The following is a 22353-nucleotide window of genomic DNA, read 5'->3' on the forward strand; positions in this document are numbered from 1 at the left end:
CCCCGCCGCCCCGTCACCGGACAGGGCGACGGGGCGTGCGTTTTGATCGGATGACCGGTTTCTCGGATGACCGGTTTCTCGGGTGAGGGGTTCCTCGGGTGATGGGTTTCTCAGGTGATGGGTTTCTCAGGTGATGGGTTTCTCAGGTGATCGGTTGAAGGAATTCCAGCCGGTTGCCGACAGGGTCCTCGGAGTAGAAGCGCCGATGGCCGGGGAGCGCGTCGTCCCAGACCACCGCCGCGCCGTGCTCCGCGAGGCGCGCGGCGTACGCCTCGATGTCCGACACCCGCAGACCGGGATGGGCCTTGCGGGCGGGGCGGAAGTCCGCCTCGATGCCCAGGTGCAGCTGGACGGCGCCCGTGCGAACCAGCAGCCGCCGCGGGCGGCGAGCACCGGCGGCTTGGGAATCTCCGTCATGCCGAGGACGTCCCCGTAATAGCTGCGCAGCGCGTCCTCGGAGCCGGGCGGCGCGGCCAGTTGGACATGGTCGACGGCGGTGAGCATCAGAGCGCCTTGCGGGCGATGGCGAAGATGCGGCGGAAGGGGAACACCGTGCCGTGCGGGCCCGGCGGGTAGGCCTTGCGGAGCAGGTCGCGGTACTGGGCAAGGAATTCGTGAGTGGCGTTCGCGTCATCGGCGAGCTCGGTGAGGACCGGCCGCAGGGCGGTGCCCTTGACCCAGTCCAGGACCGGGTCCTCCCCGGCGAGGAGCTGGAAGTAGGTCGTCTCCCAGGTGTCGGTCTCACAGCCGAGGTCGGTCAGTCGCGCGAGATAGTCGGCCGGCTCCAGGATGTGGACGAAGCGCCGTCCGTGGTCGCCGAGCCGGCTTCGCCACTGCGGGGTGTCGCAGAGTTCGCCGAGGAGGGCGTGGCTGGGTGAGGTGAAGTTGCCGGGGACCTGGAAGGCGAGGGTGCCGCCGGGGTTCAGGCCGTCGATCCAGCGCGGAAACGACTCGGGATGGTTGGGCACCCATTGCAGTGCGGCATTGGAGACGATCAGGTCGTACGGTTCCTCCGGGATCCAGTGCGCCGCGTCCGCGGGCCGGAAGTCCAGCCAGCCGCCGCCGGAGGTGGTGCCGGCGTGGTCCTTCTCCGCCAGGGCGAGCATCTCGGGCGACAGGTCGAAGCCGGTGATGTGGGCGTCGGGCCATCGGTCGGCGAGCAGGGTGGTGACATTGCCGGGTCCGCATCCGACGTCCGCGATGCGGGCGGGCCTGCCGTCGCCACGGGGCAGGTCGGGTATACGGGCGAGGAGATCCAGGAACGGGCGGGTACGGTGCCCGGAGTGGCGAAGGTACTGCTGCGGATCCCACGTTGGTGCGGAATGCATGATCGAGCCCCCTTGCTGGAACGGTGTGCCGAACCGGAACTGAAGTCCGGCCCGACCATGCCCAATCGTCCAGCAGATTATATCTTGACGTCAAGAGACTTCACATCGACAGACCATCTACACTGATCGACATGGAGGACGAGGTCGATCGACTGGTCGCAGCATGGCGCCGTGAGCGCCCGGACCTCGACGTGGAACCGCTCGAGGTCCTCAGTCGCGTCTCCAGACTCGCCCGTCATCTCGACCGCGCCCGCCGGCTCGCCTTCTCCGAGCACCAGTTGGAACCCTGGGAGTTCGACGTCCTCACCTCGCTGCGGCGCGCGGGCGCCCCGTACCAGCTCTCGCCCGGTCAGCTGCTGACCCAGACGCTGGTCACCTCGGGGACGATGACCAACCGCATCGACAGGCTGGCCAAGAAAGACCTGGTGGAACGGCTTCCGGACCCCAGCGACCGGCGTGGGGTGCTGGTCCGGCTGACCCCCGAGGGACGGGACCGGGCGGACCAGGCGCTCGCCGGACTGCTCGCCCAGGAACGGGCGATCCTCGCCGAACTCTCCCGCGCCCAGCGCGGGGAACTGGCCGCTCTGCTACGCCAGTTGACCGCCCCGTTCGACAACATCCCCGGCTAGCTCGGCCGGGCCGACCCCGGCCCGGCGGGCGAGGGCGACCGCGGCGAGCGTCGAGTGCACCCCGAGCTTCCCGAGGACGTTTTGCATATGCGTCCGGACGGTGTGCGGGGACAGAAACAGGCGCTCGGCGACGGCTTTGCGCCCCAGGCCCGCGACCATGCACCGCAGCACTTCCCGCTCGCGCGGGGTGAGGGACTCCACGAGCCGCTCGCTCTCGGTGCGGTGCTTGCGCGCCGCGGTCAGCTCGCGCAGCACGCCGGTGAGCAGCGCGGGCGGCAGATGCGTCTCGTCCCGCAGGACGCCCCGGATCACCGCGAGCAGCCGCTGGAGCGAACAGTCCTTGGCCACCCAGCCCGAGGCGCCGGCCTGCAGCGCGAGTGCGGCCCGGCGCGGGTCGTCCTTCTCGGCGAGTACGACACTGCGGACGGACGACTGCCCCGAACGGACACCCGCGACCAGGGAGATGCCGTCGACGAGGCCGTCCTCGGCGTCGTCCGGCACGGCACGCGGCGCGACGACGGCGTGGGTGCCGGGGCTGTTCGGGACCGCGGACGTGCCGAGGTCGGCGTCGACGAGCATGACGTCGAACCGGCGGCCCTCGGATGCCGCGCGCTCCAGACATCGCAGCGCCGCGGGGCCGCTGCCGGCCGCGGAGACGTCGACGTCGGGCTCGGCCGCGAGTGCGGCAGCGAGCGACTCGGCGAAGATGCGGTGGTCGTCCACCACTAGGACCCGGATACGAACCACAGACACCCCCAGGTTCGAAAGGACGGACCGGCGCGGGTACGGCGCCCGGAAAGGAGGGGTGCTACAGCGGTTGCTCGGCCGCCGCCGTGCTGTGGCTGTTACCCCGCCCCGGACGTCGTACCCGACTGTCTCGCCCCCTGATCAACACCGGCCCCCACCGGTGCTGAGCATCAGCGTACGGGCGGGGGGCCGGAGGGGAAGGTTATTTGCAGAACTGATGGCTCACCCTGTGCAGCGTGAGCCGGATGTTTCGTCGTGAGACAGAAGTCGACGCAGTTCGGCGCGGACTGCCCGGTTCACGGCCCCGGACGGCAGAGATCCTGCTGGCGCGGGACTTGGGGGGCGTGCGGAGGCACTCGCCGGAATGGCGACGGAGCATGCGCGCGGATGCGCGCCGTGGCGCGGGCGCTGACGCGGGGCCTTCCGGACGCAAAGGGCGGACGCATGGTCGTGTGGCACATGCGCGACCCGGCCACCGACACCCGCCCGACCCGGACCCCCCGCCCCGCGACCCCGGCCCGCCGGCACCCGCCCGGCCCCGTCCACCGACGCCTGCGCGACCCGGACCGCCGGCACCTGCCCGACTTCATGCACCGGCACCCGCCCGCGTGGACCCCCGGCACCCCGCGACCCCGGCCCACCCGCACCCGCCCGGCCCCGTCCACCGACGCCTGCGCGACCCGGACCGCCCGCACCCGCCCGACTTCATGCACCGGCACCCGCCCGACCCGGACCCGCGGGACCCGCGACCCCGGCCCACCCGCACCCGCCCGGCGCCGTCCGCCGACGCCTGCGCGGCCCGGACCGCCCGCACCCGCCCGGCCCCGTCCGCGCGATGTCTCCGGGCAGGTGTCAGGACAGTCGCCGCGCGCCGCCCGACGGTGTCGTCGAGAAGATCCGCGGCTGCTCGAACGACGCCGAAGTGAACGCCTCTTGGAGCGACTTCGTCAGCGCCGGCGTCAGCGCGACCTCCGTGAGGACGATCGCCGAGCCGCCGAAGCCGCCGCCCGTCATCCTCGCGCCGAGCGCGCCCGCCGCCAGCGCCGTGTCGACCACCAGGTCCAGTTCAGGGCAGGAGATGCGGAAGTCGTCGCGCAGGGAGGCGTGGCCCTCGGTCAGGACGGGGCCCGTGGCGCGGATGTCGCCGGCCTCCAGGTGGGCGATCACCCGTTCCACCCGGTGGTTCTCCGTGACGATGTGCCTGGCCAGAGCCCGGATCTCGGGGTCGGGCAGCCGGTCGAGTGCCTCCGGGAGCGCGTCGTGGGCGATGTCGCGGAGCGCGGGTACGCCCAGGGTCGCCGCCGCCGACTCGCAGCCCGCCCGGCGCTTGCCGTACTCCCCGTCGCTGTGCGCGTGCTTGACGCGCGTGTCGACCACCAGGAGTTCGAGGCCCTGTCCTGCCAGGTCGAGCGGTATCTGGCGCTGGGACAGGTCGCGGGTGTCCAGGTGCAGCGCGTGCCCCTCGGTGCAGCACGCCGAGGCCGTCTGGTCCATGATCCCGGTCGGCGCCCCGACGTAGATGTTCTCGGCGCGCTGGCACAGGCGCGCCATCCGGCCGCGTTCCAGGCCCAGTTCGTACAGGTCGTTCAGGGCGAGCGCGGTGACGACCTCCAGTGCGGCGGAGGACGACAGGCCCGCCCCCGTCGGCACGGTCGACTCGTAGTGGATGTCGGCACCGCCCACCGCGTACCCCGCTTCGCGCAGGGCCCACACGACGCCGGCGGGGTAGTCGGTCCAGCCCCCCGGCCCGTGTCCGGGCGCGAGTTCGGTGACGCGCAGTTCGGCGGCGGCGCCCGGGGCGCCGGCCGAGCGCAGCCGCAGAACGCCGTCGTCGCGCCGGGACACCGTCGCGACCGTGGTGTGCGGGAGCGCGAAGGGCATCACGAAACCGTCGTTGTAGTCGGTGTGTTCACCGATCAGGTTGACCCGCCCGGGCGCCGCCCACACACCGTCGCTCATGAATGGTTCTCCCTCTGGCGGGCAAAGGCCCACGCGTCCGAGACGATGCCCGCGAGGTCCGCGCGGGACGGCTGCCAGCCGAGGCGCTCTTGTGCGGTGCGCGCCGATGCGACCAGCACCGCCGGGTCGCCGCCGCGCCGCGGGGCCACGACCTCCGGCACCGGGTGTCCGGTGACGCGGCGCACGGTCTCGACGACCTCGCGCACCGAGAAGCCGTTGCCGTTGCCGAGGTTGCAGATCAGGTGTTCGCCGGGTGCCGCGGCGTCCAGCGCCAGCAGATGGGCGTCGGCGAGGTCCGCGACATGGATGTAGTCGCGTACGCAGGTGCCGTCGGGGGTCGGGTAGTCGTCGCCGAACACGGAGATCGACTCCCGCTTGCCGAGCGCCACCTGGAGGACCAGCGGGATGAGGTGCGACTCGGGGTCGTGGCGCTCGCCGCAGGAGCCGTACGCCCCTGCCACGTTGAAGTAGCGCAGCGAGACCGCGGCGAGTCCGTGGGCCGCCGCCTCGCCGGTGATCATGTGGTCGACGGCGAGCTTGGAGGCGCCGTACGGACTGGTCGGCGCGGTCGGGTCGGTCTCCGTGATCGGCGTGGAGACCGGCTCGCCGTAGGTGGCCGCGGTGGAGGAGAAGACGAGCGTGCGCACCCCGGCCGACCGCATCGCCGCGAGCAGTGCCATCGTGCCGCCGACGTTGTTGTCCCAGTACTTCTCGGGCTTCAGCACCGACTCGCCGACCTGCGAGGACGCCGCGAAGTGCAGGACCGCGTCGAAGGAGTCGTCCAGCCACTTGGCGGCGTCGCGGATGTCGCCCTCGACGAAGGCGGCGCCCGCCGGGACGCCCTCCCGGAAGCCGGTCGACAGGTTGTCGAGGACGGTGACCTCGTGCCCCGCCTCCAGCAGGTGCTGCGCCACCACGCTGCCGACGTATCCGGCCCCACCCGTCACCAGGTACTTGCTCACTCGCTCGCTACCTCTCGCAGTCGCTCGGCCGCGGTTTCCGGCGGCACATCGTTGATGAACACGCTCATACCGGACTCGGAACCGGCGAGGAACTTCAGCTTGCCGGAAGTGCGTCGAATGGTGAAAAGCTCGAGATGGAGCCCGAAGTCCTCCCGTCCGGGCTCGCTGAACGGCGCCTGGTGCCAGGCCGCGATGTACGGCGTCGGCGGCTCGCCCTCCCCGAAGATCCGGTCGAAGCGCCTCAACAGTTCCAGATACATCTGTGGGAACTCTGTGCGCGCCGCGTCGTCCAGGGCCCGCAGGTCCGGTACGCGCCGGCGGGGGTAGAGGTGCACCTCGTACGGCCAGTGCGCGGCGTACGGCACGAGGGCGACCCAGTGCTCACCGGTGAGGACCACTCGCGAGCCGTCGGCCAGTTCATCCTTCACGATGTCGTCGAAGAGGTTGCGGCCCGTCGTCTCCCGGTGCTCGGCGGCCGAGCGCAGCATGAGCTCCGTGCGCGGGGTGACGAAGGGGTAGCCGTAGATCTGGCCGTGCGGATGCCCGAGGGTGACGCCGATCTCGGCGCCCCGGTTCTCGAAGCAGAAGACCTGTTCCACCTGCGGGAGTTCGGCGAGTTCGGCGGTGCGGTCGGTCCATGCCTCCAGCACGAGCGCGACCTGGTCCTCGTCGAGGTCGGCGAAGGACGCGTCGTGGTCGGAGGTGAAGCAGACGACCTCGCAGCGGCCGGAACCGCCGGCGAGCGAGGGGAAGCGGTTCTCGAAGACGACGACGTCGTAGTCGGACGCCGGGATCTCGCTGAGGCGGCCGTCGCGTGAGGGGCACAGCGGGCACTCGTCGGCGGGCGGGTGGTAGGTGCGGCCCTGGCGGTGCGAGGCGACTGCGACCGAGTCGCCGAGCAAGGGGTCCCGGCGGATCTCGGAGCTGGTGGCGACGGGGTCGAGCGGGCGTCGGTCGACGGCGTCGCGGACGGTGTCGTCCCGGGAGTCGAAGTAGAGCAGTTCACGACCGTCGGCGAGCCGGGTCGACGTCTTCTTCACCTTGGCACTCCCTCACCCTCCCAAACAGAACCGCACATAACAAATCACAAGCCAACAGGCGCCGTCAATGGGCGTGCGGCATGCACCCACCTCGGACATTTCCACCACCTCGATCACGATCAAACAAAGAACCCCAACAGAACTGTTCAGTTATTGAACATCGACGCGTAGGTTCCGCAGAGATCAGTTCGCGCGACGAAGCGAGTACTTCATGCAATACCTGGCCGAAGGGCTTCGGCTCCCCACCAACGGGCTCGACTACGCAATCCTGGCGATCTACTTCGCCGTCGTCCTGGGCATCGGCTTCGCCGCGCGGGCGAGCGTCAGGACCAGTCTCGACTTCTTCCTCTCCGGGCGCTCGCTGCCCGCCTGGGTCACCGGGCTGGCCTTCGTCGCCGCCAACCTGGGCGCCACCGAGATCCTCGGCATGGCCGCCACCGGCGCGCAGTACGGCGTCGCCGTCGTGCACTGGTACTGGATCGGCGCCATCCCGGCCATGGTCTTCCTGGGCCTGGTGATGATGCCGTTCTACTACGGCTCCAAGGTCCGGTCGGTCCCCGAGTTCCTGCTCCAGCGGTTCGACAAATCCGCACACCTGCTGAGCTCGGTCCTCTTCGCCTTCGCCGCCGTCCTCATCGCCGGCGTCAACCTCTACGCCCTGTCGATCGTGGTCGAGGCCCTGCTGGGCTGGCCGCAGTGGGTCTCGATCGTCGTCGCCGGGTTCTTCGTCCTCGCGTACATCACCATCGGCGGGCTCTCCTCGGCGATCTACAACGAGGTCCTCCAGTTCTTCGTCATCCTCGCCGCGCTCATACCCCTGACCTTCCTCGGTCTGAAGCGCGTCGGCGGCTGGGACGGCCTGAGCGACTCGCTCACCGCGAGCCACGGCGACACCTTCCTCACCGCCTGGGGCGGCACCGGCATCGGCGACCCCAATCCGCTCGGCGCCAACTGGCTGACCATCGTCCTCGGCCTCGGCTTCGTGCTCTCCTTCGGCTACTGGACCACCAACTTCGCCGAGGTGCAGCGGGCCCTGTCCGCGAAGAACCTGTCCGCCGCCAAGCGCACCCCGCTGATCGCCGCCTTCCCGAAGATCTTCATCGTCTTCCTGGTGATGATCCCGGGCCTGGTCGCCGCCGTCCTCGTGCCGAAGATCGGCACGGCGGGCTCCGACCTCACCTACAACGACGCCATCCCGCTGCTGATGCAGGAGTTGCTGCCCAACGGCGTGCTCGGCATCGCGGTGACCGGACTGCTCGCCGCCTTCATGGCCGGCATGGCGGCGAACGTCTCGTCGTTCAACACCGTGTTCACGTACGACATCTGGGCGAAGTATGTGAAGCAGGGCCGCGAGGACCGCTACTACCTGCGGTTCGGCCGGCTGATCACGGCGATCGGCGTGCTGTGCTCCATCGGCACCGCCTTCCTCGCCTCCAGCTTCAGCAACATCATGGGCTACCTCCAGACGCTGTTCTCGTTCTTCAACGTCCCGATGTTCGTGGTCTTCATCATCGGCATGTTCTGGAAGCGGGCCTCGATGAAGTCCGGCGCCTGGGGGCTCTTCGCGGGCACGTCGGCCGCGATGGTCAACTACTTCTGGATCTACAAGCAGGGTGTCATCGACATCCCCAGCGACCAGGGCGCCAACTTCGTCTCCGCGATCGTCGCCTTCGTCGCCGGCGCGCTCGTGATGGTGGTCGTCACGCTGTTCACCGCTCCGAAGCCCGAGGCCGAACTGGCAGGTCTGGTCTACGGAACCACCTCACCGGGCATGGAGGAAGCGCCGGAGGAGGGCGACAGCGCCTGGTACCGCAGGCCCGCCCTGCTGGGCTGGGGCGCGATCGTCCTCGCCGCCGCCTGCTACATCCCTTTCTCCTTCTGACCCGATCGGAGGCACCCCGACATGTCCGAACTGCAGCGTGAAGTCTCCGAACTGGAGCGCAGGTCCGCCACCGCCGCCCGGCTCTTCGACATCCGGCTCATCATCGGCGGCCTGTTCACCCTCTACGGGATCATCGTCACGATCGCCGGGATCCTCGCGTCCGACGCGGATCTGAAGAAGGCCGAGGGCGTCAACATCAATCTCTGGACCGGCCTCGGCATGCTGGCCCTGGGGCTGTTCTTCCTCATCTGGCTGAAGCTGCGCCCCACCGCGCCGCCGCCGGCCGAGGACGCCTGAGCCGGGCGCCGAGCCCGCGCGGCGCCGAGCCGAGGCCGAGCCCGCGCGGCGCCGGGGCGAGGACCCCGGGCTACTGCTCCGGCGTCGGGGGAGGCGGCGGGTCGGACAGGCCGGCCGACCCCGGGAAACCGGGCAGCGGGCCGGGTGGCGAGGCGATCGCCGCCCGGTCCAGCAGTCCGGTACGGGCCGCGAGCGCGGCCGCCTCCAGCCGGGAGCCCACCCCCAGCTTCATCAGTACCCGCTGCACATGGGTGCGGGCGGTGCTCGGCGCGATGCCCATACCGGCCGCGATCAGCCGGGTGTCCTCGCCCTCCGCGACCCTGACCAGCACCTCGACCTCGCGCGGGGTGAGCAGTTGCAGCAGCCGCTGCCCCTCGTCGTCCGGCTGGACCGCGGGGTTGAGCAGGTCGGCGAACGCGCCCTGGAGCAGTTGTGGCGCGACCACCGCCTCGCCCGCCCGCGCCTTGACCATGGCGCGCTCCACGCCTTCGATGCGCTCGTCGTGCCGCACGTAGCCCGAGGCGCCGGCCGCGAAGGCCGCGGCGATTCCGCGCGGGCTCGGCACCGGGCCGAGCACCACCACCGCCACCTGGGGCCGCTCCCTTTTGATCTTCACGATCGGGTCGAACGCGCCGGGCTCGGCCGGTGTCGCGGTGCCCAGCAGACAGACCTCGGGCGCTCTGCTGACGACGAGGTCGGCGGCGCCCGCCGCGGGAGCCGCGGCGGCGAGCACCCGGTGTCCCCGCAGCTTCAGGGCCGAGGCGAGCGCCTCCGCGAGCAGTCGGTGATCGTCCAGCACCATGAGCCGCACGCCCATCGAGCAACCCCCATCCCCCGCCGCGGATGACCCCCCGGCCTTCTGACCCGGCAAGCTACACGCTTGTTCGACTTTGCGCGCCCCTAACTCGGCAGAAGCCCCCCAAGGTGCCGAATTCTTCGCCAAACGGGGCTACTTGTGACCAAGGCCCGGCACATCGGTTCTCCGATGTGCCGGGCCCTTGATCATGTGCGGTCGCCGGACGGCCGGCGACGCAGTGGCGCGATCAGTCCGCCGTGCTGAAGGCGACCGCGAGGTACTTCTTGCCGAACGACGACGAGCTGGACGTCGGCTTGCTCATCAGGGTGGCGCCGATGTAGAACCGCCCGTTCGCGTACCGGTAGTCGGCGCTGTCGGCGACGAAGCTCGTCTCCGCCTCGCGCACCGACTTGTCGGACGGGTTCTCCATCAGCACGGTCTGCTTGAAGGTGGCACCGTCGATGCTGACGACCTGGCCGCCCTTGTCGTACGGAGGCCACTTGTACGCGATCAGGTTTCCGCCGTCCATGCGCAGCGGGAACATCGTGTACCGGTCGCCCGCGTCCGCACGGTCACTGGTCGGCTTTCCGGTGGTGAGGTCGAAGGAGACGATCTCGTTGGTGTCGCCGTACTCCCCCGTGCCCTCGTGGTCGGCGGTCGGCAGGTAGATCCGCCCGTTGCCCACCGTGACCTTCGTGCAGGACTCGACCTCCGTGGAGCGGCAGCGCGCCTGGAACTTGTCGCCGGTCGCCGAGATCTTGGTCTTGAGGACGCCCTTCTCGTCGACCGAGAAGAAGTCCGAGATGCCGAACGAGCCGGTGTCGCCGACGTCGGCCGCGACCACCAGCGGCTTGGAGTTGACGATGCTCGCCCACTCCACACCGGCGGGCAGCTTGTACGAGAACAGCGGGGTGCCGTTGTCCGGGTTGACGCCCTGGATGACGACCTGACGCTTGTCGTACGAGCCGCACTTGCGGACCGCGACGATCGCCGCGCCGCCGCCGTAGCCCATGTCGTAGCAGCCGTCGGCGCCGATGTCGGGCGACCAGCGCAGCGCGCCGGTGTTGAGGTCGAAGGCCGCGCCGCCGTCGGTGCCGCCCACGGCGACCGTGGTCCCGCTCTGGGTGACCTCGGTGAACTTGGCCTTGTCGTCACCGCTCTGAGTGCCGGTGACGGACTTGCTCCACTTCAGCGTGCCGGTGTTGAGGTCGACGACGCCGACCTCGGTGCACGGCTCGTAGTTCTTCGGCGGCTTGCGCTTGGCGGCCTCGAAGACGATGCCGACCTTGTTGTCCGCGGACTGGTGGCGGGAGGTGGCACAGACCTGGCCGGCCAGCGGCAGGGTCCACAGCGGGGTGCCCTTGGCCGCGTCGTAGCCGACGATCGAGTTCACACCGGGCTTGACGAACGCCTTGTCGGTGACCCAGGCGCCCTTGACGTTGGTGAGGTCGGTGCGGGCCGGCTCCGGCAGCTGGAAGGCGACCTTGGAGTTGACGTTCGCCGGCGCCTTCTCCTTGCCGGGTCCGTCGGCCGCCTTGCCGCCGGTGGCCCCGGTTGCGCCCTCCGACGAGCCGCCGGAACTGTTCTTCGCCTCGTCCTTCTTGCTCTCGCCGTCGTCCTTGGTGGAGGCGAACCAGACACCCCCGCCGACGATCAGCAGCACCGCGACGGCCGCCGCGATGATGATCTGCATCTGCGTGCTCAGCTTCTTGCCGCCACCACCACCCGGCGGCGGCATGTACTGCGGCTGCACGGGCTGCGTCGGATAGCCGTAGCCGGGCTGGGTGGGCGGCTGCTGTCCCGGCGGGGTCTGCGGATAGCCGTAGCCCGGCGCCTGGCCGGGAGCCTGCGGATAGCCGTAGCCGGGCTGCCCCGGCGGCGGCGCCTGCGGCGGGCCACCGGCCGGCGGGCTCTGCGGATAGCCGTACGAGGGGTCCTGCGGCGGCGGGGTCGGAGCCCCGAAGCCTCCGGCCGGAGGCTCCTGGGGCGCGCCGAACCCTCCCCCCTGCGGGGGCTGGTTCGGCGGCGGCGGTGGCGGCTGCGTCATGGCGTGCGTACCTCGGATGAAGTGGGATGCGGGGCGGCGGTCGGGTGCTCGGACGCGGTCACTTGCCGAAGGCCATCATGGTCTTCGTCTCCTTCTCCTCGGCGTCGTTGCTCGCGCTGACCCGGCCCGCGGCGAGGAAGAACCTGCCGTCGGCGTAGACCATGTGCGGGGAGTAGAAGGTGTTCTCGATCTCCGCGGTCGACTCCGGGTGCTGGAGCAGCACCTTCGGGGCGCCGCCGGTCGGAGCGATCGAGGCAACGGCACCGCCGGCGTCGTAGGACGCCTCGCGGTAGACGATGACGTTGCCGCCCTCCATCTTCAGCGGCGTCATCTGGCTGTCACCGCCCGAGGGCGAGCGCCACTTGGCCTTGCCGGTGTCCAGGTTGAACGCGACGACCTCGTTGGCCTTGCCGGCCTGTGCGGGCTCGGTGGCCATGTAGAAGGTGTTGGCGTCGGCGGCGACACCGGTGCAGCCCTCGAGGTTCTGGCCGAAGATCACGAACGAACCGCCGCAGCGGGGCTGGAACTTGTCCTTGCCGCCGTCGATCTGCGAGCGCGGCGTGCCGTTGTCCTTGAGCGCGACGATGGACCACTTCTTCGGCTCGCGCTGGGTGAGCGAGATGACGAGCGGGCTGGTGGAGTAGACCTTGTCGATCTCCCAGCCGACCGGCGCGTTGTACGTCCACTTCGGCTTGCCGGTGGCCGGGTCGACCTCCGACAGCTGGTGCTTGGGCTTGTTGTAGTCCGAGGTGGGGCAGCTGGCCGCGGCGATCAGCTTGGGTCCGCCGGCGAAGGCGAACGGCTTGCAGCCGCTGCTCGGGCCCTGGAAGATCTGCTTCCCGTCGGCCATGGAGAAGCCGTAGGAGTTGCCGGAGCCGCCCGCGGCGAGGGTGTTGCCGCTGATCGACAGGGTGAAGTCGGACAGGCCACCGAAACCGCTGACCTTCGGGATCGGCTTCTTCCAGCCCGCCTTGCCGGTCTTGAGGTCGATCATCTGCAGGTTGAGGCACTTGGCCTTCTCGGTGAGGCCGTCCTTGACGCCGATGACGATCCGGCCGTCGGTGGTGGTCTGCGCGGGCGCCGAGCACACCTCGGCCGGCAGCTGCAGGGTCCACTTCTTCTTGCCGTCGGCCACCGAGTAGCCGACGACCTCCTTGTACATGGCCTTGACGACGGTGTCGCCTGCCACCCACGGGCCGAACGTCTCCGAGCCGTTGCGCGGCAGGTCGACGTCGTTCTTCGTGAGGAACAGGACCTTCGCCTCGCCCGGCTTGCGCCCGGCGTTGAGGTCGTCGTTGCCTTCCTCGCCGGTGCCGTTGCCGTCGCCCTGGTCGACGGACTCGGAGGTGGACGGCTTCGGGTCGTCGCTCTTGCTGACGTTCTTCTGCTTGTCGTCCTTGTCGCCGCCGCTGAGGGCGAACCAGGTACCGCCGCCGATCACCAGGAGCCCGGCGACCGCCGCGCCGATGATGACACCCGGCTTGCCCTTGAAGAAGCCGCCGCCGCCGTTGCCGGGCGGGGTGGGCATGCCCGGGTACTGCGGCTGGGTCGGGTAGCCGCCGTAGGGACCGGGCTGCTGGTTGTAGGGCCCCGGCTGCTGGTTGTACGGACCCGGCTGCCCCGGAGGCTGCTGCGGGTAGCCGTAACCGGGCTGGGCCGGCGGCTGCTGGGGATAGCCGTATCCGGGCGCACCGGCGGGCGGGCCACCGGCGGGCGGGCCCTGCGGCGGCTGCGCCGGGGGCTGCGGGGCACCGTACGGAGGCTGGTTCGGCGGCTGGTTCGGCGGCTGGTTCGGCGGCTGGTTGGGCGGCTTTGGCGGCTGGGTCATGGGTTACCTCTGGAGTGGGGAGATGGGAGAAGGAGTAGGGATGTCCGAAGGATCCGAATGACTCAGAACGCGGTCACTTGCCAAAGGCCATCATCGTTTTCGTCTCCCTCTCTTCCGCGCCGTCGAGGCTGAGCGGAAGCCGGCGCATACCGGGCCGAACGTGCGCACCGGCGTGCTGCGGCGGCGGCGCGGGAGGCCCGCCGTACGGAGCGGGCGGCCGGGCCGGCTGAGGAGGAACCGCTTGCTGCGTGCCCCGAAAAACGACGGAGCCCCCGTGCGGCTGTTGCTGCCCGGGCGGCTGAGTCATCTGCACTTCCCCCTTGTGCGGTCCTGCTGCCCGAGCCGCTCGCCTCGGTGAGCCGACGAGCGTCCACCTCCGCGAGGAAGCGTTTCGGACATGAAATCCGCTGTCCTGTACCAGTCGAGCGGTGCTTCTTTCTATCACTCGGGGGGCGTCGAACAAGGGGCCGGTCCGCCCCTGTTCCCAAGGGAGGACCGGCCCGTGATGCCGTTGTTACGAGACCTGCACGCGCTCTCTACGCGAGGTGGGAAAGGCGTTCGGACTACGCGTCGTCGGCCAGCTCCAGCCAGCGCATCTCCAACTCCTCGCGCTCACCGACCAGTTCTCTGAGCTCCGCGTCCAGTTTGGCCACCTTCTCGAAGTCCGTGGCGTTGTCGGCGATTTGGGAGTGCAGCCGCGTCTCCTTGTCGGAGAGCTTGTCGAGCTGACGCTCGATCTTCTGGAGCTCCTTCTTCGCGACGCGGGCGTCCCCCGACGTCTTCTCCCTGGCCGCCGGGGCGGGTGCGGGCGCCGGTGCCGCGGTCTCGATCATCCTGCGGCGGCGCTCCAGGTACTCCTCGATACCGCGCGGCAGCATCCGCAGCGTGGAGTCGCCGAGCAGCGCGAACGTGCGGTCGGTCGTCCGCTCGATGAAGAACCGGTCGTGGGAGATCACGACCATGGTGCCCGGCCAGCCGTCGAGCAGGTCCTCGAGCTGGGTGAGGGTCTCGATGTCGAGGTCGTTGGTGGGCTCGTCGAGGAAGAGGACGTTCGGCTCGGCCATCAGCAGCCGCAGCAGCTGGAGCCGGCGGCGCTCACCGCCGGACAGGTCCCCGACGGGGGTCCACTGCTTCTCCTTGCCGAAACCGAACTGCTCGCACAGCTGGCCCGCGGTCATCTCCCGGCCCTTGCCGAGGTCGACCCGGTCGCGGATCTGCTGGACGGCCTCAAGCACCCGCAGCGCCGGCGGGAGCTCGGTGACATCCTGCGACAGATACGCCAGCCGGACCGTCTTGCCGACGACGACCCGCCCGGCCGCGGGCTGCTGCTCGCCGTCGCTCACGGCGGCGTCGGCCAGCGCGCGCAGCAGCGAGGTCTTGCCCGCGCCGTTGACCCCGACCAGACCGATGCGGTCGCCCGGGCCGAGCTGCCAGGTCAGGTGCTTGAGCAGCACCTTCGCGCCGGCCTGGACGGTCACGTCCTCCAGGTCGAAGACCGTCTTGCCGAGCCGGGCACTGGCGAACTTCATCAGCTCACTGGTGTCCCGCGGCGGCGGCACGTCGGCGATCAGTTCGTTCGCCGCCTCGATGCGGTACCGCGGCTTGGACGTACGCGCGGGGGCGCCGCGCCGCAGCCAGGCCAGCTCCTTGCGCATCAGGTTCTGCCGCTTGGACTCCTCGGTCGCGGCGATGCGCTCGCGCTCCGCGCGGGCGAAGACGTAGTCGCTGTAGCCGCCCTCGTACTCGAAGACCGAGCCGCGCTGGACGTCCCACATCCGGGTGCAGACCTGGTCGAGGAACCAGCGGTCGTGGGTGACGCAGACGAGGGCCGAGCGCCGGGCCTGGAGGTGCTTCGCCAGCCAGGCGATGCCCTCCACGTCGAGATGGTTGGTCGGCTCGTCGAGGACGATCAGGTCCTGCTCGGCGATGAGCAGCTTGGCCAGCGCGACCCGGCGGCGCTCACCGCCGGACAGCGGGGCGATGACGGTGTCCAGGCCCTGCGGGAAGCCGGGCATGTCCAGCCCGCCGAACAGCCCGGTGAGCACGTCACGGATCTTGGCGTTCCCCGCCCACTCGTGGTCGGCGAGGTCCCCGATCACCTCGTGCCGCACGGTGGCCTCGGGGTCGAGCGAGTCGTGCTGCGTGAGCACGCCGAGGCGCAGGCCGCTGTTCTGGGTGACCCGCCCGGTGTCGGGCTCCTCCAGCTTGGCGAGCATGCGGATCAGCGTCGTCTTGCCGTCGCCGTTGCGGCCGACGACACCGATGCGATCGCCCTCGGAGACGCCGAGGGAGACTCCGTCGAGCAGGGCACGGGTTCCGTACACCTTGCTGACTGCCTCGACATTGACCAGATTGACGGCCATTTTTCTCCTGTACGGGGGGACGGATCGACGTCCCAGCGTAGTCGCCGTCAGCGGCTCGGGTTCCGGCGTCCCGCCCGCTCGACCAGGAACCAGCCGGCGAGCGCCGTCGCGACGGCGGCCGGCGCCGTGACGCGTACGGCGATCAGCACCGCCGACCTGCCCTCCAGCATGCCGCCGAAGCCGACCATGGACAGCCCGAGGACCCCGAAGAGGCACAGCGTGATCCCGAGGGCGGCGACCGGGCCGGACCCGCCACCCGTGGCCGTGGCGGGTGCGGTCACGGGGGCGCTCGCGGCGGGGCGCTCGAAGGCGCGGAAGGCGGCCACGAGGACCGCGGTCAGGGCTGCGGCCGCCGCCAGGCGGAAGGGGACCTGCGCCCACCAGGCGCCGGAGGCCGGTTCCGGCAGGGGCACGTCGAGCGCGAGGAAGGCGCCGTAGACGCCGAGCATGGCGGTCAGGTGCCACAGGAACGCCGTCATCGCGATGCCGTTCGCGGCGACGACTCCCCGCCACACACGGGCACGCTGGGCGAAGCGGGTGCCCGGGCCGCGCAGCAGCTCGACGGCGCCGACGAGCCAGACCCCGTGACACAGGAGCGCCAGCGTGGGCGGGGCCATGTTGGACACCTTCTCGCCGGGCATCCCGACCATGGAGAGCGGGTACGGCCCGTACACGACCAGGGCGACGGCGGCGGCGAGCCCGCCGGCCGCGAGGGCGGCGGGGACGCGGATACGGCCGTCGGCGCGCAGGAAGCCGAGCTGGTGGACGGCGAGCCAGACGAAGGCGAAGTTGAGGAACTCGACGAAGGGCACACCGAACGCGAACCGTGCCACGTCGACGGCCACGGCTCCCGCCACGAGCGCCGCGAAGGCGGCCCACCCGAAGCGCTCGTGCAGCTTCAACAGGGGCGGGGTGAACGCCACCATGGCGAGGTAGATGCCGATGAACCAGAGCGGCTGCGCGACCAGGCGCAGGGCGACACCGGTCAGCCCGTCGTCCCCGCCGAGGAGCTGCACCACGAGCGCGGCCGCGCCCCAGACGAGGATGAACACCATCGTGGGCCGCAGCAGTCGCTGGAGCCGAGCCCGCAGGAAGGCGGAGTAGACGGAGCCTTCGGGGTGGCGGCGCCGCAGGGAGCGGTAGGAGAGCGCGTGCGAGAAGCCGCCGACGAAGAAGAAGACGGGCATGATCTGCAGGGCCCAGGTGAGCAGTTGGAGCTCGGGCACGACGGCGAGGAGGTTGCCCACTCCGTCGTCGGTGACGACGGCCATCAGCCAGTGCCCGAGCACGACCGTGCCGAGAGAGGCGACCCGCAGCAGGTCTGTGTACCGGTCCCGGCCTCCGGGTGTGGCGGCGGCGAGCTCACGAACGCTTGATCCCATGGCCCCACGGTCCCGTGGAGGCGGCCCGCCGGGTGAGGGCGCGGATACTCAACTCGGCCCTGAGTACGTGACCCCAGCCGCCCGGTCCAGCGGGACGCGGCCGGGCAGCGACCCTCCGCGGCCCGCGGCGGCGCAGGGTCCCACCGCACCGGCCCCTACAGGACCACCGCACCGCCCGCAGGCGACACCGCCACCCGCGCCGCACGGCAGGTCGCGGACGACCGCAGCGCCCGCGCCACGGCCTCCGCCGTGTCCTCGTCCTTCACCAGGAACGCCGTCGTCGGCCCCGAGCCCGAGACCAGCGCCGCGAGCGCGCCGGCCGCGAGCCCCGTGTCCAGCGTCGTGCGCAGCGACGGACGCAGGGAAAGTGCCGCGGGCTGGAGGTCGTTGGAGAGCGCGGCCGCCAGCGCGGACGCGTCTCCCGTTCGCAGGGCTTCGAGCAGCGCCCCGGACGCCTCGGGCGCGGGGACCGGCACTCCCTCGTGGAGTCGGTCGAACTCCCCGTACACCGCGGGCGTCGACAGCCCGCCGTCCGCGACCGCGAACACCCAGTGGAAGGCGCCGCCCACCGTCAGCTCCGTGAGCTGCTCGCCGCGGCCGGTGCCGAGCGCCGCCTCGCCGACGAGGCTGAACGGCACATCACTGCCCAACTCCGCGCAGATGGACAGCAGTTCGGCGCGGGACGAGCCCAGACCCCACAGCGCGTCGCAGGCGAGCAGCGCACCGGCGCCGTCCGCGCTGCCGCCCGCCATGCCACCGGCGACCGGGATGTCCTTCGCGATGTGGATGTGGACGTCGGGGGACAGTCCGTGACGCGCCGCGAGCAGTTCGGCGGCCCGGGCCGCCAGATTCGTCCGGTCCAGCGGGACCTGGCCGGCGTCCGGGCCCTCGCAGGTGACCGTCAGCTCGGCCGCGGGGCGGACCGTGACCTCGTCGTACAGCGAGACCGCGAGGAAGACGTTGGCCAGGTCGTGGAACCCGTCGGCCCGCGCGCCGCCCACCGCCAGCTGGACGTTGACCTTCGCGGGGACGCGTACGGTCACCGGCCCGGAGTTCTCGGCGCTCACGCCTTGGCCTCCGCGATCCGTGCGAACTCCTCCACCGTCAGAGCCTCGCCGCGCGCCTGCGGCGAGATGCCCGCGGCGACCAGGGCCGTCTCCGCCGCGGCCGGTGATCCCGCCCATCCGGCGAGCGCGGCCCGCAGGGTCTTGCGGCGCTGCGCGAACGCCGCGTCGACGACGGCGAAGACCTGCGCCTTCGTCGCGGTGGTCTTCGGGGGGTCCCTGCGCACGAGGGACACCAGACCGGAATCCACATTGGGCGCCGGCCAGAAGACGTTGCGCCCGATGGACCCGGCCCGCTTCACCTCGGCGTACCAGTTCGCCTTCACCGAGGGGACGCCGTACACCTTGTTGCCGGGGCCGGCCGCGAGCCGGTCGGCGACCTCCGCCTGCACCATCACCAGCGTCCGCTCGATGGTGGGGAAGCGGTCCAGCATGTGCAGGAGGACCGGTACGGCGACGTTGTACGGAAGGTTCGCGACCAGCGCGGTCGGCTCCACGCCGGGCAGTTCGTCGACGAGCATGGCGTCGGAGTGCACCAGCGAGAAGTTCGCGACCCGCTCGGGCAGCCGGGCCACGATCGTGGAGGGCAGCGCCGCCGCGAGGACGTCGTCGATCTCCACCGCCACGACCCGGTCGGCCGCCTCCAGCAGCGCCAGGGTCAGCGACCCGAGCCCGGGCCCGATCTCGACGACCACGTCGTCCTCGCGGACGCCTGCCGTGCGGACGATCCGGCGGACGGTGTTCGCGTCGATGACGAAGTTCTGGCCGCGCTGCTTGGTGGGGCGTACGCCCAGCGCGGCGGCCAGTTCACGGATGTCGGCGGGGCCGAGGAGGGCGTCGGGCTCAGTGGTGCTCACCGATACAGCCTACGGCCGCAGTGGGGCCACGGACTCGCCCCCCTTCGCACGTAGAGCTTCTTGGCCCGGAAGGTCTGTTCCGAGGAGGAGGCGTCCTGCGGCCGTCCGCTGCCGCCGAGGGACTGCCAGGTCCCGGTGTCGAACTGGTACAGCCCGCCGTACGTCCCCGACGCGTCCACCGCACCGGGCCGTCCGCCGGACTCGCAGCGCGCGAGGGCGCCCCAGTCCAGCCCGTCCGCTCCCTGCACGGAGTCCGGCAGCTGCCGGGTGCCGACCCTCACCCGCTGGGTGACCGGCTGCCGCACCATCTCCTCGGCGATTCTGCGGGGCTTCTGCTGCACACCGTTGACGGTCCGCAGGGCGTAGGTGACACGGCGCACACCGGGTCTGCCCTGCTGGTCGACGACCTCCGTGCCGGCGAAGAGGGCGGAGTCCCGGGTCCTGACGACGTCGTAGCCGACGGCCTCCTCGCGCACCTGCTGGGTTCCGGTGATGCGCATGACGGTCACGGTCTGCCCGTCGCGGGGGAAGCTGCCGAGCGGTACGGAGGTGGTGTCCTGGCCGCCGAGCGCGATACCCGCGTCGTACAGCGCCTCCTGGACGGTGGCGGCGTTCGTCCGGACGGTCCGCTCGCGCCCGTCGGCCATGAAGGTCACGGTCCGCTCGGTCCGTACGTCCAGGGCGAGACCGCTGCGGGAGATGACCGAGGAGCGGGAGACGGACATGTAGGCGCCCTCGGCCCGCACCCCGAGCTGGCGCAGCGCTTCGTCGACGGTGCGGGCGGTGGTCCACACCTGGCGGCGCTGACCGTCGAGGGTGAGGGTGACGGGCCGGCCGTAGCGGACGACGATGTCGTCCCCGCCGGCGAGATCGGTGCCGGGGGGCGGGGCGACGATGTCGTGCCGGCCGACGTCCAGCCCCTCGTCGTCGAGCAGCTCCTGCACGTCGTCGGCGAAGGTGTGCATGGTGCGGGGCACCCCGTCGACGGTGAGGCGTACGTCCTTGTCGCTGGCGACGAACGCCGACGTGCCGCCCGCGAGGAAGGCGACGACGAGAGCCTGGGGCACGAGCTTGCGGAAGGCGTCGGGCCGGTCGGAGGTCTTCCGCCGCCGCGCGGCCCTGCGGGCCTCGGCCCGGCCGGAGGGCGCCGTCTCCTCCTGGGTCGGCCCGGGAGGTTCGGGCAGGCCCGCGGCGCGGACGGCGGAGTTCTGGCGCGGCAGGGAGAGAGCGGGCACGGTCGGCGCGTAGGCGGTGGCGTACGCGTCGGGCGATCCGGCGCCGGGCTCCCCGGGCGGGGGGATCTCGTAGGGGTCGGACTGACGGGGACCGGTGACCGCCCCGTCGTACGGCCCCGGGCTCCCGGCCCGCGTCACCGCCATGTCGTACGGGCCCGGCGCTCCCCCCGCTGCCGGACCGGCGTACGTGGGCGTCCAGCCCGGCGCCGTGCGCGGGTCCAGCGGGAGCGACGGCTCCGTGGGGCCGGGTGGTTCGTACGGTTCAGCGGCTCTGGTCGCGGCGCGGCGAACGCCTCGTGCGGCACGGTGACTGCCCTGCGAATGGCTCACGACGCTCCGTAAGGTCCGGTTCCGGTCCGCCCGATGGCGTTGCGGCCCGGGACATTATCGGAGCTGCCATCACTCTCCAAAGCGACTCGGCTACGCAGTGTCGCGTCGACCTCCAGTGCGAGCCCTCGGCAGGGCTCGTCCCGTTGTCCGTCAGTAACCGAATGCTTCGGCGGTGTTGGCGGAGACAGCCGCCGCCAGGGTGTCCTCGTCGAGCCCCTTGACCGCGGCCATGGCGCGCAGCGTGACCGGAATGAGATACGGCGCGTTAGGCCGTCCGCGGTAGGGCGCCGGCGTGAGAAACGGCGCGTCCGTTTCGACGAGTACGAGTTCCCGGGGCGCGGCGGCGAGCGCGTCCCGCAGCGGCTGCGCGTTTTTGAAGGTCACATTGCCGGCGAAGGACATGTAGTAGCCCGCGGCCGCGCAGATCTCCGCCATTTCCGCGTCACCGGAATAGCAGTGGAACACGGTCCGGGCGGGTGCGCCTTCCTCGTCGAGAATGCGCAGCACATCGGCGTGCGCCTCGCGGTCGTGGATCACGAGGGCCTTGTCGTGCCTTTTCGCGATCTCGATATGCGCGCGGAAGGAGCGTTCCTGGGCCGCGATTCCGTCGGGGCCCGTGCGGTAGTAGTCGAGTCCGGTCTCGCCGACGGCGCGCACCTGCGGCAGCGCGGCGAGCGCGTCGATCTCGCCGAGCGCGTCGTCGAGCGCACGCTCGCCGCCGCCCTCGCGGGCTCCCTGCCGCGACCAGCCGTCAGGGTCCCCGAACACGATCCGCGGCGCCTCGTTGGGATGGAGCGCGACGGCGGCGTGCACGGCGTCGTGGTCGGCGGCCGTCTGCGCGGCCCAGCGCGAGCCCTTGATGTCGCAGCCAACCTGCACGACCGCCGTCACTCCCACCGCGGCCGCCCTGGCCAGCGCCTCCTCGACCGTGCCCTCCTGCATGTCCAGGTGGGTGTGGGAATCGGCGACCGGGACCCGCAGGGGGTCGGGCAGCGGCGGCGGGTCGGACTTCGCACTCATGGGCGCGATCCTACGAGGCCCGCGCCGGCGAGTTCACCTGCGGTGGAAGGGATGGAGCAGATCGGAGAGATGCCAATGGTGCGCCGGCTTCTCCGGGCTCTCCGCCTGCCGCACGACCGTGCTGTCCGGCTGCGGCACCGCGTCCCCCTCCGCCGGTGTCTCCCCGGCGGGACGCGCCGACTTCGCGGTGCGTCGCGGGGCGGGACGCGCCATCAGGTCGAGTACCGAGGAGACCTGCCCGGACCGCATGATCCTGACGACATGCCCCCCGCAGTTGGTGCAGGTCGGGCTGGAGAGCGGCGACGGCACCCGCACCCCGTCCGCCCGGTAGACGATGTATTCCCGGCCGGCGCCGTCCACGTGGTGCTCTATGTCGTAGGACTGCTCCCAGCCGTGCCCACAGCGCATGCAGCAGAAGGCGTATGCCTCATGGACCTTGGCGGTGCCTGTGACCTCACTCATGCCAGCTCCTCTCCACCGGTCCAGTGGACGCCTCTGAGGGCGGGAGCGCATCAGCGCCTGTCGATTAATGGATTGGTCTTGGGGCTTCCCATGCACAAAGGGTCAGGACACGGTCTGCGCTTTGC

Annotated in this window: 19 protein-coding genes; 3 read left to right on the forward strand and 16 right to left on the reverse strand. The window is 71.1% G+C overall.

Going from position 1 to position 22353, the window contains the following annotated elements; genetic code table 11:
• Positions 1–142: 142 nt before the first annotated feature.
• Together ABTX78_RS13515 and ABTX78_RS13520 are read right to left on the reverse strand one after the other, a co-directional pair.
• On the reverse strand, positions 143–607 hold the full coding sequence (locus ABTX78_RS13515; protein ID WP_502993864.1) for a VOC family protein: 465 nt from the start codon (positions 605–607) through the stop codon (positions 143–145).
• On the reverse strand, positions 504–1328 hold the full coding sequence (locus ABTX78_RS13520) for a trans-aconitate 2-methyltransferase (RefSeq protein ID WP_352206946.1): 825 nt from the start codon (positions 1326–1328) through the stop codon (positions 504–506). Before ABTX78_RS13520 ends, ABTX78_RS13515 begins: the two co-directional genes overlap by 104 nt.
• 131 nt (positions 1329–1459) lie before the next feature.
• Between ABTX78_RS13520 and tamR the strand changes: the two genes are divergently transcribed.
• Positions 1460–1957, forward strand: coding sequence for a MarR family transcriptional regulator TamR (tamR, locus tag ABTX78_RS13525; protein WP_313945848.1), 498 nt, complete (start codon positions 1460–1462; stop codon positions 1955–1957).
• On the opposite strand, the gene ABTX78_RS13530 is transcribed toward tamR, so the two are convergent.
• The 4 genes from ABTX78_RS13530 to galT form a co-directional block, all read right to left on the reverse strand.
• A complete protein-coding gene (locus ABTX78_RS13530) occupies positions 1916–2704 on the reverse strand; it encodes a LuxR C-terminal-related transcriptional regulator (RefSeq protein ID WP_352207066.1) in 789 nt (262 codons plus the stop codon). The genes tamR and ABTX78_RS13530 overlap by 42 nt on opposite strands.
• Before the next feature lie 852 nt (positions 2705–3556).
• Entirely contained in the window at positions 3557–4663 is a 1107-nt protein-coding gene (gene galK / locus ABTX78_RS13535; RefSeq protein ID WP_352206947.1) for a galactokinase, read from the reverse strand.
• A complete protein-coding gene (gene galE, locus ABTX78_RS13540; protein WP_352206948.1) occupies positions 4660–5625 on the reverse strand; it encodes a UDP-glucose 4-epimerase GalE in 966 nt (321 codons plus the stop codon). Before galE ends, galK begins: the two co-directional genes overlap by 4 nt.
• Positions 5622–6665 (reverse strand): galactose-1-phosphate uridylyltransferase, encoded by a 1044-nt coding sequence (galT, locus tag ABTX78_RS13545; protein ID WP_352206949.1) that lies wholly within the window; start codon positions 6663–6665, stop codon positions 5622–5624. Before galT ends, galE begins: the two co-directional genes overlap by 4 nt.
• 211 nt (positions 6666–6876) lie before the next feature.
• Here galT and ABTX78_RS13550 point away from each other — a divergent pair, with 211 nt between their 5' ends.
• Both ABTX78_RS13550 and ABTX78_RS13555 read left to right on the forward strand, forming a co-directional pair.
• On the forward strand, positions 6877–8547 hold the full coding sequence (locus ABTX78_RS13550) for a sodium:solute symporter family protein (protein WP_352206950.1): 1671 nt from the start codon (positions 6877–6879) through the stop codon (positions 8545–8547).
• A 21-nt stretch (positions 8548–8568) separates the two neighbouring features.
• A complete protein-coding gene (locus ABTX78_RS13555) occupies positions 8569–8844 on the forward strand; it encodes a hypothetical protein (protein ID WP_352206951.1) in 276 nt (91 codons plus the stop codon).
• A 70-nt stretch (positions 8845–8914) separates the two neighbouring features.
• On the opposite strand, the gene ABTX78_RS13560 is transcribed toward ABTX78_RS13555, so the two are convergent.
• The 10 genes from ABTX78_RS13560 to ABTX78_RS13605 form a co-directional block, all read right to left on the reverse strand.
• Positions 8915–9661, reverse strand: a complete 747-nt coding sequence (locus tag ABTX78_RS13560) for a helix-turn-helix transcriptional regulator (protein WP_352206952.1) — start codon at positions 9659–9661, stop codon at positions 8915–8917.
• A 226-nt stretch (positions 9662–9887) separates the two neighbouring features.
• Positions 9888–11687 carry an outer membrane protein assembly factor BamB family protein gene (locus tag ABTX78_RS13565; RefSeq protein WP_352206953.1) on the reverse strand — a complete coding sequence of 600 codons (1800 nt, stop codon included), beginning with the start codon at positions 11685–11687 and terminating at the stop codon, positions 9888–9890.
• 58 nt (positions 11688–11745) lie between these two features.
• The gene (locus tag ABTX78_RS13570; RefSeq protein ID WP_352206954.1) at positions 11746–13515 is read right to left on the reverse strand and encodes an outer membrane protein assembly factor BamB family protein; all 1770 of its coding nucleotides are present in this window, start codon (positions 13513–13515) and stop codon (positions 11746–11748) included.
• A gap of 563 nt (positions 13516–14078) precedes the next feature.
• A complete protein-coding gene (locus ABTX78_RS13575; protein ID WP_352206955.1) occupies positions 14079–15878 on the reverse strand; it encodes an ABC-F family ATP-binding cassette domain-containing protein in 1800 nt (599 codons plus the stop codon).
• Positions 15879–15925: 47 nt separating this feature from the next.
• Positions 15926–17260 carry an acyltransferase family protein gene (locus ABTX78_RS13580; protein ID WP_352206956.1) on the reverse strand — a complete coding sequence of 445 codons (1335 nt, stop codon included), beginning with the start codon at positions 17258–17260 and terminating at the stop codon, positions 15926–15928.
• Positions 17261–17415: 155 nt separating this feature from the next.
• On the reverse strand, positions 17416–18327 hold the full coding sequence (locus ABTX78_RS13585) for a 4-(cytidine 5'-diphospho)-2-C-methyl-D-erythritol kinase (protein ID WP_352206957.1): 912 nt from the start codon (positions 18325–18327) through the stop codon (positions 17416–17418).
• A complete protein-coding gene (rsmA, locus tag ABTX78_RS13590) occupies positions 18324–19181 on the reverse strand; it encodes a 16S rRNA (adenine(1518)-N(6)/adenine(1519)-N(6))-dimethyltransferase RsmA (RefSeq protein WP_352206958.1) in 858 nt (285 codons plus the stop codon). The genes ABTX78_RS13585 and rsmA overlap by 4 nt, the downstream gene beginning before the upstream one ends.
• Positions 19178–20746 carry a resuscitation-promoting factor gene (locus ABTX78_RS13595; protein ID WP_502993865.1) on the reverse strand — a complete coding sequence of 523 codons (1569 nt, stop codon included), beginning with the start codon at positions 20744–20746 and terminating at the stop codon, positions 19178–19180. The genes rsmA and ABTX78_RS13595 overlap by 4 nt, the downstream gene beginning before the upstream one ends.
• Before the next feature lie 150 nt (positions 20747–20896).
• Entirely contained in the window at positions 20897–21766 is an 870-nt protein-coding gene (locus ABTX78_RS13600) for a TatD family hydrolase (RefSeq protein WP_352206959.1), read from the reverse strand.
• Positions 21767–21799: 33 nt separating this feature from the next.
• A complete protein-coding gene (locus tag ABTX78_RS13605) occupies positions 21800–22228 on the reverse strand; it encodes a hypothetical protein (protein WP_352206960.1) in 429 nt (142 codons plus the stop codon).
• Positions 22229–22353: the final 125 nt, after the last annotated feature.

Source organism: Streptomyces sp. NPDC096193 (assembly GCF_040302905.1).
GTDB lineage: Bacteria > Actinomycetota > Actinomycetes > Streptomycetales > Streptomycetaceae > Streptomyces.